The organism is Nodosilinea nodulosa PCC 7104, from assembly GCF_000309385.1.
Classification (GTDB): domain Bacteria; phylum Cyanobacteriota; class Cyanobacteriia; order Phormidesmidales; family Phormidesmidaceae; genus Nodosilinea; species Nodosilinea nodulosa.
On the sequence record NZ_JH976537.1, the window covers coordinates 47,446 to 61,992 of the forward strand.

Here is a 14,547-nt window from a genome sequence, read left to right on the forward strand (position 1 = left end):
TCGCCCTACACGGTTCCCTGAGACTCTTCTCTCAGCAGGCTCAGCTAATGCCAAAATCCACTTTACAACATTGTTCAAACACAGCAACCTACAGAGAAGATCAAGATTCTGTTGGGCAGTAGCCACACTGCCAGCGGTGCTTTAGATTAGGTCTTGGTTTCCGTGGGGCCAGCCAGATCTGATCGCTTAGATTTAATCGCTTAGATTTATCTGATAGTCCCCAAGACGGGTCACGGCCCATAGCCGTAATAACCTCACCCATGCCGATTTTTTAGAGTAAGTGTCCTAACTGAATATGCCACTTCACAGCCCGGTCACCAGCGAAATTGAAAATCCTCAACCAAATATTTTGGTGGTAGATGATATCCCCGAAAATTTGCGCCTGCTAGCCCACCTGCTGATGCAGCAAGGGTATGCTGTGCGCATGGCTCCGAGCGGGCCCCTGGCGCTAATGGCCCTTCAGCGATGGACCCCTGACTTAATTTTGCTGGATATTCGAATGCCGAAGATGAGCGGCTATGAAGTTTGTCAGCAGCTTAAGGCCAACGAGCAGACCCGCCGTATTCCAGTCATTTTTCTCAGCGCCCTAGCGGAGAGTGAGGATAGATCTCAAGCCTTTGAGGTGGGCGCCGTTGACTACATGACCAAACCGCTGAAATCGGAAGAGATTGTGGCTCGGGTGCAGGGTCAACTACAGGTTTTAGCCCTCCAGCGGCAGCTCAGCCGCCAGCGAAAACTGCTGGTTCAGCAAAATCAGCGGCTGCGCAAAGAGATTTGCGATCGCCAGCGCCTGGAGTTAGAACTGCGCCACCAGCGAAACCAGTTGCGCGGCTTTCCTGGGGCAGTTTCAGATTATACTGCCCGCCCAAACCAGTCGGGGCAGCCCCTAGACCCGGACAGGGCTGATGCTGCGAAGCTCGCCAAAAGTGAGTTTCTGCGCAATATCAGCCACGAGCTGCGCACCCCCCTGAACACTATATTGGGGTTTGCGCAGGTGCTAGAGCAAGACGTCGGCCTAAATCCCGAGCAAAAAAGTAACCTGGCCCGAATCTCCCACAGCGGGCAATATTTGCAGTCGCTAATTAATAATGTGCTGCTGCTGACCAAGCTGGAAGCCAAAGAGATAGAGCTCTATAACGTCTGCCTTAATTTGTGGGCGCTGCACCAGGATTTAGCAACTCGCTTCAAACCGCAAGCCGAAGCCAAAAACCTCACCTTTACCGTTGTTGCCACCAGCGAATTGCCTCGGTATGTCTACGCCGATGAAAACAAATTACGGCAGATTTTAACGGGCCTCTTAGATCACGTAATTGGGTTGACCAGGGCGGGGCAAGTGGTGCTTTATATGGAGGCAAAACCGTCGACAGCGAACGCCGCAATTGCCGCTAACCAGTGGAGGCTCGAGTTTAAAATTGAAGCGGCTGGAGTTGTAGTGGCCTCCCGCCGGTTGTCCCCTCAGCAGGGTTTGCTACCGCCAGCCTTCGCCAAGGCTAGCGCCGCAGAACCCGAGACCAGCGGGCCCGCTCAACCGGACATGGGCCTAAGCCTGCACATCAGCCGGGAGTACGTGCACCTGATGGGAGGCGAGATAGTACGTCTCTGCGATCGCGATCGCGGCGCATATTGGCGCATTTGCCTGCCCGTCACGATTGACCCCACCCTGCAAACCACCAACCCAGACCCAGAGTCCCAAGCCCGGCTACTCCAGCCTCAGGAGGGCTACGTGTCTCCCCCCGACGCGGTCGCACTGCCGCACCTGGCGGCAGACCTAGCCCAACTGTCCTCCGATTGGATTTGCCAGCTCGAAAAAGCGGCCATCAAAGGCGCCGACTCAGCGGTAGAACTCCTGATTGGCCAACTCCCTGAAGACTCCGGCGCCCTTAGGCAATACCTGGAAAACGCCACCTTAAACTTTCAGTTTGACACCATAATCGGGCTCATCCAGGCCGCCCGCCAGGCGCTTTCTCTCCGGATATGACCCGAACACTCTGCACAGTAGGACGGAAGCGCCACTGCAACCAGGGCATTGGCAACGGCGCCGAAGGCTGCGACCCCGGTAACTCCCATCCCCACGGTGGCAGCAACGATGAGGGCGGCCGCACCCCCGGCAGCCGCTAATCTACTGTCTCAGTCCTTTTAAGCGTTCCTTCCTTAAGATGTCCTGCGGGACGACTTTTTTTATCCTCACTGCGCCCTGATCGGGCAGCTCCTTCCGGTGGTTCGAGTTCAGCGACTGTGTTAAACCAGAGGGGTTGAGCCAGAGTCTAGCCGTTGCAGCCCATGCAAAGCGCTATCTCCAGGGGGTTGAGCAGCTACTCCATTAAGCTTTTAGCGGCTCTAACCATGCTGATCGACCACATCGGCGTGGTCTTTTTCCCAGATGTCATTGGGTTTCGCATCCTTGGGCGGCTGAGCTTTCCGCTGTTTATCTGGCTGCTGGTGCAGGGAGAAGCCCATACTCGAGACGTGGAGCGCTATGGGCTGAGGCTGGCGGTTTTAGGTCTGGTGTCTCAACCGATCTACCGACTTGCTTTTGGCACCACACGACTCAATATTTTGTTTGAGCTGCTGGTGGGCCTGGCCTGCCTGCGGCTAACTCGCCAGTTTCCCCAGCTTCAGATTCCCATCTGGCTAGGCGGGGCGGGCCTGAGTGAGCTGCTGGCCATGGGCTATGGCAGCTACGGCATTGGCCTAATTTTTCTAATCCGCTATTTTCGTCCCAGCCCGCTGTGGGTGCTGGCCTGGGTCGGGTTTCACCTGGTTTGGGCCAGGCTATTTGGCCTGTTTCAGCTGCCTGCGATCGCGGCGGTGCTGGTGTTTTGGCTGGCCAATGGCGAACGGGGGCCAAAAGCGCGGTGGTTTTATGGGTTTTACCCAGGGCATCTGGCCCTGCTGTGGCTCATTCAGCGCATGGTGCCGTATTAAGCGATCAAAGGGAACGAGAACTTTGCTTACCCATTCCCCTGAGTGCCTGGGGTGAGCGCTAGAGAAAATGGTCGATCGCCACGGCAGAAACCGCCGCAAAGGCCGTAATAGCCAGACCCACTAGCGGGTTTTGCCCCTGGGCCACCGCAAATGAGGTGATAATGCCAGCGCCTAGGGCCGCGATCGCCACAGAGCCAATCCAGTCTTTTTGTAGGTTATGCATGGATGTTCAAAACCAGGATATAACGCAGGAAAATGAGGCCGCTATGTTCAGAGGAACCGCGCACCCAACCCAAGGGAAGTAGGTTGTTTTTCAGACCTCACGCTATCACCCTGGCCTGGGCCAGAACAGGCCGCGCCGGGGAACTGATAACAAGCGTAAAGCTTAGTTAGATTAGTTAACATTTTCCTTAGGAATACCAGATTCCGCCGGGCAAACATAGCGCCAGACCTGGGCTGAGGCCTACTCTTCCCGCCGGGTATTGCCCGCCTTGACCCAGCCTTCCTGGCCATTGGACACCACGCGCACCTTGACCCAGTCCTTATCGGCAGGTTCTTCGAGTACGACCACTGCTTCGTTCACGTCTACGCCCCCCACCTGGGAAAACTCTAGCCCTGGGCCTTCGCGCATGACCAGGCCAATGGGCTGTATCACCACAGCCTTATAGGCCCCTGGTTCCAGGGCGGGCTCCGCTGGGGGAGGTGGCTCTGCCGCCGGGGCGGGCGGGGGCTCAACGCCGGGTGCTGCGGCCTCGGGGGCGGCCTCGGGAGCGGCACCAGGGGCGGCCGGAGTCGGCATTTCATCGCCGTACAGGGGCTTGGGCGGCAGCACCGAGAGCCGACCCATAAAGTAGCGGGCGGTGGCCACACCGGCCATCGACAGCAGAATGAGGGCGATCGCAACGCCCAAAACTAGCTTTGACAGGCCAATGAAAAATCCTTTCATGGAGCGGGCCAGAAAAAATCGTTTACAGCTTGCTAATGGTACAGCACCCCCGGCTAATCGGGATCAGGCAAGGTAGGACGCAGCCGTGGGTCTAGGCCGCTGCGGGAGGCCATCCGGGCTTTGCCCCCGGCGGCCCAGGCCTGGAGGGCCTCGATCTGCTCCTGGGCGGTGCGGGCCAGGGGCACCATTTCGCTGGCGGCGGTGAGAATGTCGTCGGTGGTAAAGTCGCGGTTTTGGCTAAAGCCCAGGTGCATCGCCTCCACGATCGCCTGTTCGATCTCTGCCCCAGAAAAATCTGGGGTTTCGTAGGCCAGGCGAGCGATATCAAAACTCTTGAGGGTGTGGGGCCGCAGGCGGGAGAGGTGGACCTCAAAAATCGCCTGGCGATCGCTCTGGCTGGGCAGCCCGACAAAGAAAATCTCGTCAAAACGGCCCCGCCGCAGCATCTCCGGCGGCAGCGCCTGGATGTTGTTGGCGGTGGCTACCACAAACACGGGCGAGGTTTTTTCCGCCATCCAGGTGATGAAGGTGCCAAAGACGCGGCTGGCGGTGCCGGAGTCACCCCGACCGTCCATGCCCGCAAAAGCTTTGTCAATTTCATCGATCCACAGCACGCAGGGGGCCAGGGCCTCGGCCAGCTGAATCATCTGGCGGGTGCGGGCCTCAGACTCGCCCACCAGGCCCCCAAACAGCCGCCCCACGTCCAGCCGCAGCAGGGGCAGGTGCCAGTGGTGGGCGATCGCCTTGGCGGTCAGCGACTTGCCTGTGCCCTGAATGCCCAGCAGCAGCAGTCCTCGCGGGTGGGGCAGACCGTACTGACGGGCCTTCTCCGAGAATGCTGCTCCCCGCTTCAGCAGCCAGTCCTTGAGGTTGTCCAGACCGCCGATGTCAGATATCTGCTCCCTGGCGGGATAGTAGTCGAGAATTTGGGTCTGGCGAATGCTCTGGCGCTTTTCCTCGAGAATCAGGTCCAGATCGCCGGGATCAAAGGCCCCGTGGTAGGCGATCGCGCGGGCCAGCACGCGGCGAATGCGCTCCAGAGACAGCCCCTGGCAGGTGCGCACCACCTCCTCCAGCCTGCTCGCTGGCAGGTTAGTACTGGTGGCGCTCAAAAGCTGCCGCACCTCCTGGCGAATCGCAGCGGCATCGGGCAGGGTAAACTCCAGCACCGTCACGGTTTCGCTCAGCTCGTCGGGAATCGTGAGCTGGGCTGAGAGAATGATCAGGGTTTTGGGCTGGGCTTTGAGACGGCGGGACAGGTTGCGCAGCTTGCGCGAGATGGCAATGTCATCCAAAAAACGGTGAAAATCGCGCAGCACAAACACCGCCGGGGCGGTGGCGGGCAGTTTCTCCACCAGCTCCAGCGCTTGCAGCGGATTGCGCTTGCCAAACCCGGCGTCGTTGAGGTTGCCCTGGTAGCCGTCGACAAAATCCCAGGTGTAGAGGGCGCGGTTGCCCTGGGCGGCAGCGCAGGCCGCAATGTCGCCCTCGGCCCGCTCTTCTTCGGCGGTGGCGATGTAGATAATGGGGTAGCGGGCCCGAATCAGCAGACCCAGATCTTCAGTAAAGCCCATATCAGCGTAGCTCAGTGATCCCACAGTGCTTGTTCGATGGTTCCAGCCTATCGGATTTTATGCGCTAGATCGTCCTGACCCAGCCCAGAGAGGTCCATGGTGGAGGTGGACTGCCCGGGGCAAGCGGTTGCCCGTCCAGTATCGAGCCAGTGACGTAGACGCCTAAGTCTCAGGGGGGTGAAACTGCTGCTGAAGCCGAGCCAGGGCCGCCCAGCGGTAATCTACGGGTTCGGCCTCGACCGGTTCACCCACCTCAATACCGGGGCAGTCGTCATTGCAGACCTGCGGCTGGGGCAGGGCCAGGCAAATCTGCTCATAGATCCAGGTTTCTGGATAGAAGTAGCCATTGGGGGGCAGGGTTTCAAACAAGTCATCCACCGACACCTCGCGCTCCAGGGGCAGGGTGGCGGGGTCAGGGTCCTCCTCCAGCCAGATCAGTTCCCTGGCGGCGATCGCCACCCGGTGGTTGTAGGCTTGCAGGCAGCGATCGCAGGTCAGCGTCACAATTGTATCGGCCCTGGCCTTGACCTCCAGATAGGTGCCCTGGTGGGTAACGGTCAGCTCACCCCGCACCGGGGTTAGGGTTTCTAGGTCGGCCAGATGGGTATCTAGGTCAACGACGAGGGTCTTTTCAGGCCGCTGTAGCAAATGGGGTATATACACTTTCTCCACTGGTCATACCTCCCTGGATGCGCGCTGCGGACTGCGAGTCTAGCCGTCGTCGGATGGCTCGGAATCTTGGCCGACCCGATGGACCACCAGGCGGCGATCGGGCTCTCGGCCCCGGCTAAACGTCGCCAGCCCCTCGTGGGCGGCCAAAAAGTGGTGCATTTGCCGCCGCTCGGCAGACGAAAGCCCCTGCATTTCATACTCTTCACCGCTGGTCAGCACCCGCTCGGCGGCGGCGGCGGCCATGGCCTTGAGTTCTTCCAGGCGCCTAGCCCGGTACCCCGCCAGCTCAATGGTAAAAGCCTGCTGCTGATCTGGGCCTTTACCCAAATTGAGGGTCGTATTGGCCAGGTACTGAATCGAGTCGAGGACCGCACCTCCCTCGCCAATCAGGGCCTGCACCTGCTCCGAGGACAGCGGCTCTTCAGCTATGGTCAGCCAGCAGCTTTCCCCAGACTCATCCTCAACCGGGTGGGCGGTAACCGTTGACGACAGCCCCTGCATGGTCAGCAGGCTCGTCAACCAGTTCACGCCAGCGGTAGCAGCATCGGTAACCATGGCTAGGCCTTTTTCTTTTTGCTGCGCCCTGGCTCGAAGGGCAGGGTCTTTCTGTCGTCCTCGGCCTTGGCTTCGGCGTCGACAATTTTTTGCAGATTCTCGGGCAGCGGCTCCCGCGAAAGAATAAACGTTTGCAGGGTCTGGAAAATGTTGGCAATCAGCATGTACATCAGCACCCCGGCGGGCAACGGAAAGAACAGAAACATGCCGGAGAAAATGATCGGGGTGAACTTGTTTACCGCCGCCTGCTGAGAGTTGTCGGTGGCAGAGCCCTGCCCCGAAAGCACCTGGTTGAGGTAAAGGCTGGCCCCAAAGCCCAGGATCATGATCAAAATATCCCAGTGAATCGCGCCGTCTTCGCCGGTTACGCCGATGCGACCCAGGGCTTTGATAAAGAGAAAGCCTTTGTTAGCGGCCAGACCGGGAGCCTGCACTCGCACTGTGGCTTCGCCAGGAGCTAAGGCGGTAATGTGGCCTGCTTCATCGACCGAAACGATGTCATCGCCCTTGGTAACTTCCCACTTGGGCTTAAAGCTGTCGATGTCGTCGTTGTACTGGGTGACTAAAGCCTGAATCGTTTCGCCCTCGGCGGTTTGCAGGCGCACGTCGGTTTTTTCGCCCACCACCAGCTTGTTGCCGCCGGGCACTACTGCCGAGATGGGGAAGTGCGACCCGTCAGAGACGTAGATGGCTTTAGGCGGCGTGCTAAAGACCTGGGGCTGAATCTGCTCGATTTTTTCCTGGGGGAAGACCTGGACGTTGACGTCGTAGTTGATGTCGGCAAACGGCGACCCCCGCAGGGTGGCAAATAGGGCAAAGAGAATGGGCATTTGCAGCAGCACCGGGAAGCAGCCCGCCAGGGGATTGCCAAACTCTTTGTAGACCCCACTCATCTCTTCTTGAAGCTTGGTGGGGTTATCTTTGTAGCGCTCCTGGATTTCTTTGACGCGCTTTTGCATCAAAGGCTGGGCCACCTTCATGCGCCGCATGTTGCGGATGGACCCCGCGTTGAGCGGGTAGAGGGCAAACCGAATCACCAGAGTGAGGGCCACAATAGCCAACCCGTAGCTGGGCACGATCCCGTAGAAAAAATCTAGGATCGGCAACATGATGTTGTTGGTCAGAAATCCAATACCAAAATCCATGGGAACCTGAACCCTGCTACAGGGGATACGACATTGACTGCTCAGTTACCTAATCTACCCCATAGTCGGGGAGGCAAGCCGCCCGCTTAGTGAGGGATTGCCGTAGTTAGCTCTCGCCTAGGGCACCGCTGACGGCCTTGGCCTGGGGAGAAATGCGCTCATTGATGTAGTCATAGACCTCGCGAAAGCGGGGCATGGCGCGCAATTCTAGGCGGCTGCCGTCTTTGAGGGTGACCACCATGTCACCCCAGAGGCCAATGCCCCGAGGCACTGTGACAATTTTACTGATTTCGTTGTAGATGAGGTCGGTGCGATCGCGCCCCATCCAGCCGCCGGTCACGGAAAGACGCCGACTGGTGATTCGGTAGCGCAGCCACAGGGCACGGGTAATGGCCCCAACCGTGAGGGGAAGGCAAATGATCGTGAAGCCCAGCAGCACGTTGATGATTAAATCGCCGATGTGGGGGCCGCCCTCGTAAAACACATCCTCACGAATGCCCATGGATAACCTCTAGCTTGGTGAACAACTGCTCTAATTCTCGCAAAAATTCGCCATATTCGCACTGGGTGGCCTCGGGCCGCAGGCTGATCACAATCCAGAGATTGGGTCGCAGGGTCGGCAGCAGCGCCCTCATTGCAGCACGCACCCGCCGCTTGAGGCGGTTGCGTACCACCGCTCGTTTGTGCACCTTGAGGCTGACCACGATGCCCACACAGGGACCGATCGCAGGGCTTGGGGCGGACCCCTGGGGTACTGCCCACACCCGCACAATCAAATGGGCAGAAACAGCTTTTCTGCCCTGGCGATAGACCTGGGAAAACTGCCGCGATCGCCGCAGTCGATTGTGTTTGGGTAGCACTGCCTGCCCCTACCTACAGCAATGGCCCTGGAGCTTGAAGTAGCCCCAGGGCCAATAATGCTTATGCCAGCGCTCTAAGCCAGCCCGTCTGCCCCAGGCGGGGTTAGACGGCGAGCTTGGCCCGTCCCTTGCGGCGGCGCGCTTTGATGACGTTTTGGCCGGTGTAGGAGCGCATACGAGCGCGGAACCCGGAGGTTCGCTTCTGCTTTCGGTTGGTGCCCTCTAGGGTGCGCTTACTCATGGCGTTGCCTGATTCTGATAAAAAGTCACAGTCTAGTATGGTAGCACCGACTATTGCAAAAGACTAGTTATTACCCTGGTTGGTTTCGGCGGCAATTTCTAGCGGCCAGGTGCCAGCGTACTGGTCAATCACATCGCCCTGGTACATCATCCGCAGGTTGAAGTAGTGGTAGCCATAGCGGCGGGGGTTGCGCACGTTAGAAAGCACTACTACCAGGCTGGTGTTGGCCGGAATTGGTTCTTCGGGGATGAGTTCGATCCGGTTCTCATCTTCAATCACATCGGCCACCTTGAGGGGAATCACATCCCGGCCCCGCCAGTCGCCGCTGCGCAGCTCAATGTCGTCGGGGTTAATGCGCCCGCCCACCTCGGTAAAGCTGTCGGGGTAGTCAATTTCTAGGGAAATCACATCGCGGGGCAGCTTGGTTCGCACAATGTTGAGGTAGTACCGGCTGTTGCTGCTGTGGGGATAGTTGAAGTCAATTAGGTAGCCGAGGCGATACTCGGGCTGAATGCCGCCAAAGATGGTCAACCCAGTTTGGGCCTGGCTCGGCTGGGACGTGGCAAGGCTGAGACCCACAGCTGCGGCCACGGCGGCTAGCCCCAGGGCGGTAAATTTAAGGACTTGCTTGAGGGATATCATGGTGTACCTCCAATTAAAACTGTCTGGCCGGGTAGCTTGGGGCAACCGATCTAGACCACCCATTACCATACCCCTAGCCACCTAGAGTAGCACTCTAGCCTGTGCCAGTGGTGCAACCGGGCTGCCCGAGAGCCTGGCGATCGCGCCGCTGAGAGTCGGCTCTGGGCTAACCTGCGGCGGCTGTTTTGATCCTATCACCTCGCCTTTGCTCCCCTGCGCTGCGGCCCCTTTGCGCCCCTGCTCAGACCAGGGCGACTACTCGCCGTCGTCGTCGATGATGGCGTTGCGATCGAGCAGCAGCAGGTTGCGCAGCTGATCGGTGTCGAACTCCGTCAGCCAGCCTTCCCCGGCGCTGACCACCTGCTCCGAGAGGGCCTTTTTGCTCTCAATCATCTCGTGGATGCGCTCCTCCAGGGTGCCGGTGGTGACAAACTTGTGCACCTGCACGTTGCGGGTCTGACCAATGCGAAAGGCGCGATCGGTGGCCTGGTTTTCGATCGCCGGGTTCCACCAGCGATCGTAGTGGAAGACGTGGTTGGCGCGGGTGAGGTTGAGGCCGACGCCGCCCGCCTTCAGCGAGAGAATGAATAACCTGGGTGCGGCGGGGTCGTTCTGGAAGCGATCGACCATCGCCTCGCGCTGGTTTTTGGTGGTGCTGCCGTAGAGAAACAGCGCCTCCTGACCCAGGTAGGATTGCAGATGCCGCTGCAGCAGCTTGCCCCACTCGGCAAACTGGGTAAAGATCAGGGCGCGATCGCCCTCGGCAATCACCTCTTCCAGCATTTCGTCGAGCCGCTGCAGCTTGCCGGAGCGCCCCTTCAGCCCCAGGCTGGGCTCCTGCAAAAACTGGGCCGGGTGGTTGCAAATCTGCTTCAGCTTGGTCAGCAGGGCCAAAATCTGCCCCTTGCGCTGCACGCCAGTGGCGTCATCCAGGCTTTCCAGCGCCGTGTCGACGGTCTGCTGGTAGAGGTTGGCCTGCTCCACAGACAGGCCGCAGAAAACCGTCATTTCCTGCTTCTCGGGCAGGTCCTGGATGATGGTGCGATCGGTCTTGAGGCGGCGCAGAATAAAGGGCTGCACCAGTCCCTTCAGCGCCCGCAGGGAAGCCGTATCGCCGTATCGCTCGATCGGGGTGGCAAAGCGCCGCTGAAAGAAATTTTTCGGCCCCAGGTAGCCGGGGTTGAGAAAGTCCATGATTGCCCACAGCTCGCCCAGGCGGTTTTCCACCGGGGTGCCGGTGAGGGCGACGCGGAACTGCGCTTCGATCTGGCGGGCCGCTCTCGACTGCTTGGCGTCCGAGTTTTTAATATTTTGGGCTTCGTCGAGCACCAGGCACTGCCAGCTCACCGACTGGAGAGGCTTTAAGTCCCGGTAAATGAGGGCGTAGCTGGTAATCACCAGATGCTTATCCTGCACGGCTTTGGCCAGGGCGCTGCCGCGCGGCCTGCGATCGCCGTGGTGCACCAGGGTTTTGAGCCTGGGGGCAAACCGTTTTACTTCCTTCTCCCAGTTGCCCAGTACCGAGGTGGGGCAGACCAGCAGCACCGGGCTTTCTAGCCAGTCGTTGTCTTGCAGGTAGAGCAAAAAGGCGATCAGCTGAATGGTTTTGCCCAGGCCCATGTCGTCGGCCAAACAGGCCCCTAGACCCCACTGCTCTAGAAAGGCCAGCCACGACACCCCGCGCGCCTGGTAGGGCCGCAGCTGCCCTTTAAACCCGCTGGGGGCCTCCATCTCGGCCAGGGTTTGGTTGCCCGTCGTCAGGGTTTCGATCAGGGTTTGCAGCGCCCCGGTGGCCTCAAAGCTGACCACCGGCAGCTTGTCGATTAGCTGGGTGTCGCCCGTGCTAATGCGCAGGGCATCTTCTACCGATAGGGGTGTGGCGGTTTTTTGCCCCGCCAAGAACTGCCGCGCCGCCTTCACGTCCTGGGGCTTGAGCTCGACCCAGCGACCGTTGATTTCCACCAGCGGCGAGCCCTGGTTGATCAGCTGCTCAAACTCAGCGGCGGAGAGGGTTTCGCCTGCGATCGACAGCTCCCAGCGAAAGTTGAGCAGGCTCTTGAGGCCGAGACGCTGCCGCTGCTTTTGGGGCGGCACCTCGGCCTGCACCTTGAGCCCCAGCCGCCCGGCCCCGTCTGCGGCTGTTTGGGCTAAGCCCGGCGGCAATTCTACGTCAACCCCGTTGTCTTGCAGCTGCCAGGCCGACGCCTTGATGAACTGGTAGGCCTGAATCGGGTCGAGGTCGCAGTGGGTCGGGTGCTGCTGGTGCAGGCTTTCGCGAATGGGGTCGTAGAGCCGCGCGGCCCGTCCCAGGCTGCCGAGCAGAGTTTCCTGGGGCGCTTTGAGAACGGCTCCCTGGTGGTGGAGTTCGGCCACTGGATACTGCCAGAGCAGATCGGCCCCCAGCCGCCAGTCGGGGTTGGCCGCCGACTGGAGCTGGTAATGCAGCTGCCAGGGCTGATCGAGCTGGGGGGGCGGCTGCAGCACCAGCCGCAGGCGAAACTGGCGGGCCGGGTCTTCGGCTAGGGTCTGGAGCGGTGTGGTCCAGGTTGTCAGCGCCTCTTGCAGGCGGGCGGCGGCGGCAACGCTGGCTTCTAGGGTTCCCCCTGGCTGGCCCAGGGCCTGGAGCCAGGCCTGAAGCGGGAGTTCCTTCCCCAGATTGGCCAGGCCGTTGAGGGGGTGGGCCTGGGCCACCCGGCGCACCTGATAGTCGACCAGGGCGGCCAGAAAAAGCAGCAGCAGGGGCTGAGGGTCAAGCAGGGGAAAGCCGCAGGCCAGGGGCAGGGAGTCCTTGGCTGATGCGGGAGCTATTGGGGGCAGGTGGGTACGGCAGATCATCGGCATCGCCAGGGCAAAATGCCGCAGCCGCTCCTGGTCGGGGGCGCTGTCGAGCAGCGGTTGCCAGCCTGCGGCCAGGGTTTGGCTGGTCAGTTCTAGGTCGGGCAAAAACTTACCCCGGGCCAGCAGATTCAGCCCCCAGCGGGCAATGTGGCCCCAGTAGCGCAGGTCGGAGCCTATTTCGCCGGGGCCGGTGAGGCTGTGCTGCCCCAGGGGCAAAGCCAGCAGGATCGGTAAAAAATCGGCCATGCCCAGATGCCAACCCTGCAATCGCCAGGGATGCAGCACGGTGTCAGGCTCCGAATTCCCTGGTTGAGGATCGGTGTTGGCAGAGTGAACTGGGGCCAGAGCGGTGGGGAGCAGGCGGGCCGGCAGCGGCAGGACTAGTTCGCCCCAGGCTGGCCCGACCACGCCCCGAGACCCCTTGGGCGATCGCGATCGCCTGCTCCCCGCCGCCTTAGCGTTCCCCTGCCCAGCGGCGATCGCGGCCTCGGTCAGCGCCCCAGGGAATATATCGGCTGCCGACGCATCTCGCCCGATTAGCTGTTTTTGCATGCTGGCCAGCACCTGGGCCAGCGGCACCCGACCCAGGGCATAGGGGTGGAGATGGAGGCCTTCCCACGGGGCCAGCCCCTCGGTGGGCAGCGGCTGCCAGGCCTCAGCCCAGAGAAAAAACTGCTGCGACTGAGGAAGCCAACTGACGTGTAGTATTGCCATTGCCCTATGGTTACGACTTGCTCAAAAACTGAATTGCGCTGGCAGCAGGTAGATAGGGCCTAGTTACACCCCCAGGACAAAACTCCGGCGGATGCCCTGGCGAATAACGCCATTCCCGAAGCTCAACCCCGGTTACTCCTGGTGTGCAGAAAACCTGCTGAATGTGCCTATCTTACTCCCTCCGGTAGGCAGTGGCAGGGGTATTCTGCCCAAACCCTTACGCATACTCCATGATGACTGGGGTGTGGTCGCTGGGTTTTTCCCACCGGCGGGGTTCGACGTCAATGGTGCAGCTGAGGGCGCGATCGCCCAAAGCCGCCGACAAATAATGGTGGTCAATGCGCCAGCCCATATTTCTCTGAAAAGCGGCGGTTCGGTAGTCCCACCAGCTAAAGTGGCCTCCCTCATCGTTGAATAGGCGAAAGCCGTCCTTCAACCCTACGGATAGGACTGCGCGCAAAGCTTCCCGCTCCACGGGCGAAGACATGATGTGTTTCTCTTTACCCTCGGCGTTGTAGATATCTTTGTCTTCCAAGGCAATATTGAAGTCGCCACAGACATTCAGGTTGGGATATTCGGCTAGCAGCGCTGTTAGGTACTCCTTTAGACAGGTTAGCCACCGCAGCTTGTACTCGTACTTGTCGCTGCCCACAGAACTGCCGTTTGGCACATAGAGATTCACGATATAAATGTCGCCCCACAGCCCGGCGATCACCCGTTTTTGGTCGTCTAGATCCCCTACCCGCTCTTCCCCCAGCACCGCAGCAAAACCGTATTGCACCTTCTCTAGAGGCTGACGACTGAGCAGCGCTACACCGTTATAGGACTTTTGGCCGTGGATGTAGGCGGTGTAGCCCAGCTCTGAAAAGGCTGCCGTGGGAAACGTCTCGTTGACCACCTTGGTCTCTTGCAGGCACAGCACGTCCACGGGGTTAGTTTGCAGCCACTGGGTCGCGTGGTCGAGGCGCGATCGAATGGAGTTGACGTTCCAGGTGGCAACTTTCATAGCGGGCGGTAAGGTGAAAAGAGATAGTCACAGTGTTCTAGCTTAAGGGCTTGACTGCCCAAAAGGATCACGCCCATGCCGCCAGAATCGCCCCTGGAGGGAAAAGCCCTAGTTAAAGAGGTCTGCCGCCGCATTCGCCTGGCCCGCAGCTACTGGGACGCCCACAACAATGCCGCTTGCCGCGGCGAGCGGGAGAAGGCACTGGCCCTTTACAACACGCTGACCAAAGAGCAAAAAGACCAGATTCCTCAAACGCTGCGGGTCTGGTTACGCTACCGCAGCGAAAAGTATTTTGGCGCCCATCAGACGCCGCCGGGAAATAAGGGGCGAAGGTCAAAGACCGAGCCAGGAGGGTCAACGGCCAAAGGACGAAAGCGATAACGGGATTCTGTTTTTGGTAAGATGCTGTCAGTTCTTAGGAAATTAGCT

16 protein-coding genes are annotated in these 14,547 nt (G+C 59.8%); 4 read left to right on the forward strand and 12 right to left on the reverse strand.

What is annotated here, in order from left to right; all coding sequences use genetic code 11:
- Window positions 1-295: 295 nt before the first annotated feature.
- From LEPTO7104_RS36495 to LEPTO7104_RS0100140, 3 genes are all read left to right on the forward strand, one after another.
- Window positions 296-1,978: a hybrid sensor histidine kinase/response regulator gene (locus LEPTO7104_RS36495; protein WP_017296513.1), complete on the forward strand. Its 1,683-nt coding sequence runs from the start codon at window positions 296-298 to the stop codon at window positions 1,976-1,978.
- Window positions 1,975-2,118, forward strand: coding sequence for a hypothetical protein (locus LEPTO7104_RS39720; protein ID WP_155523456.1), 144 nt, complete (start codon window positions 1,975-1,977; stop codon window positions 2,116-2,118). The genes LEPTO7104_RS36495 and LEPTO7104_RS39720 overlap by 4 nt, the downstream gene beginning before the upstream one ends.
- Window positions 2,119-2,280: 162 nt before the next feature.
- Window positions 2,281-2,925: a TraX family protein gene (locus LEPTO7104_RS0100140; protein ID WP_017296514.1), complete on the forward strand. Its 645-nt coding sequence runs from the start codon at window positions 2,281-2,283 to the stop codon at window positions 2,923-2,925.
- 58 nt (window positions 2,926-2,983) lie between these two features.
- Here the strand turns inward: LEPTO7104_RS0100140 and LEPTO7104_RS41050 are convergent, their stop codons facing one another.
- The 12 genes from LEPTO7104_RS41050 to xth all read right to left on the reverse strand — a co-directional run bounded on the left by LEPTO7104_RS41050 (window position 2,984) and on the right by xth (window position 14,118).
- On the reverse strand, window positions 2,984-3,148 hold the full coding sequence (locus tag LEPTO7104_RS41050) for a hypothetical protein (protein WP_017296515.1): 165 nt from the start codon (window positions 3,146-3,148) through the stop codon (window positions 2,984-2,986).
- A gap of 240 nt (window positions 3,149-3,388) precedes the next feature.
- Window positions 3,389-3,871, reverse strand: a complete 483-nt coding sequence (locus LEPTO7104_RS0100150; RefSeq protein ID WP_017296516.1) for an SH3 domain-containing protein — start codon at window positions 3,869-3,871, stop codon at window positions 3,389-3,391.
- A gap of 53 nt (window positions 3,872-3,924) precedes the next feature.
- Window positions 3,925-5,445 (reverse strand): AAA family ATPase, encoded by a 1,521-nt coding sequence (locus tag LEPTO7104_RS0100155; protein WP_017296517.1) that lies wholly within the window; start codon window positions 5,443-5,445, stop codon window positions 3,925-3,927.
- Between the two features lie 162 nt (window positions 5,446-5,607).
- Window positions 5,608-6,117, reverse strand: a complete 510-nt coding sequence (locus LEPTO7104_RS0100160; protein ID WP_026072237.1) for a YceD family protein — start codon at window positions 6,115-6,117, stop codon at window positions 5,608-5,610.
- A gap of 39 nt (window positions 6,118-6,156) precedes the next feature.
- Complete coding sequence (locus tag LEPTO7104_RS0100165; protein ID WP_017296519.1) at window positions 6,157-6,672, reverse strand: Jag family protein; 516 nt, start codon at window positions 6,670-6,672, stop codon at window positions 6,157-6,159.
- Window positions 6,673-6,674: 2 nt separating this feature from the next.
- Window positions 6,675-7,817, reverse strand: a complete 1,143-nt coding sequence (gene yidC, locus LEPTO7104_RS0100170) for a membrane protein insertase YidC (RefSeq protein WP_017296520.1) — start codon at window positions 7,815-7,817, stop codon at window positions 6,675-6,677.
- 106 nt (window positions 7,818-7,923) lie between these two features.
- On the reverse strand, window positions 7,924-8,319 hold the full coding sequence (locus LEPTO7104_RS0100175; protein WP_017296521.1) for a PH domain-containing protein: 396 nt from the start codon (window positions 8,317-8,319) through the stop codon (window positions 7,924-7,926).
- Complete coding sequence (rnpA, locus tag LEPTO7104_RS0100180; RefSeq protein WP_017296522.1) at window positions 8,306-8,677, reverse strand: ribonuclease P protein component; 372 nt, start codon at window positions 8,675-8,677, stop codon at window positions 8,306-8,308. The genes LEPTO7104_RS0100175 and rnpA overlap by 14 nt, the downstream gene beginning before the upstream one ends.
- A gap of 103 nt (window positions 8,678-8,780) precedes the next feature.
- Window positions 8,781-8,918 carry a 50S ribosomal protein L34 gene (gene rpmH, locus LEPTO7104_RS0100185; protein WP_017296523.1) on the reverse strand — a complete coding sequence of 46 codons (138 nt, stop codon included), beginning with the start codon at window positions 8,916-8,918 and terminating at the stop codon, window positions 8,781-8,783.
- A gap of 63 nt (window positions 8,919-8,981) precedes the next feature.
- Entirely contained in the window at window positions 8,982-9,560 is a 579-nt protein-coding gene (locus tag LEPTO7104_RS32060) for a DUF2808 domain-containing protein (protein ID WP_017296524.1), read from the reverse strand.
- A 255-nt stretch (window positions 9,561-9,815) separates the two neighbouring features.
- Entirely contained in the window at window positions 9,816-13,112 is a 3,297-nt protein-coding gene (locus tag LEPTO7104_RS0100195; protein ID WP_017296525.1) for a DEAD/DEAH box helicase, read from the reverse strand.
- 217 nt (window positions 13,113-13,329) lie between these two features.
- On the reverse strand, window positions 13,330-14,118 hold the full coding sequence (gene xth, locus LEPTO7104_RS0100200; RefSeq protein WP_017296526.1) for an exodeoxyribonuclease III: 789 nt from the start codon (window positions 14,116-14,118) through the stop codon (window positions 13,330-13,332).
- Window positions 14,119-14,193: 75 nt separating this feature from the next.
- On the opposite strand from xth, the gene LEPTO7104_RS0100205 reads away from it, so the two are divergent.
- On the forward strand, window positions 14,194-14,499 hold the full coding sequence (locus tag LEPTO7104_RS0100205; RefSeq protein WP_017296527.1) for a hypothetical protein: 306 nt from the start codon (window positions 14,194-14,196) through the stop codon (window positions 14,497-14,499).
- The last annotated feature ends 48 nt before the right edge of the window (window positions 14,500-14,547 follow it).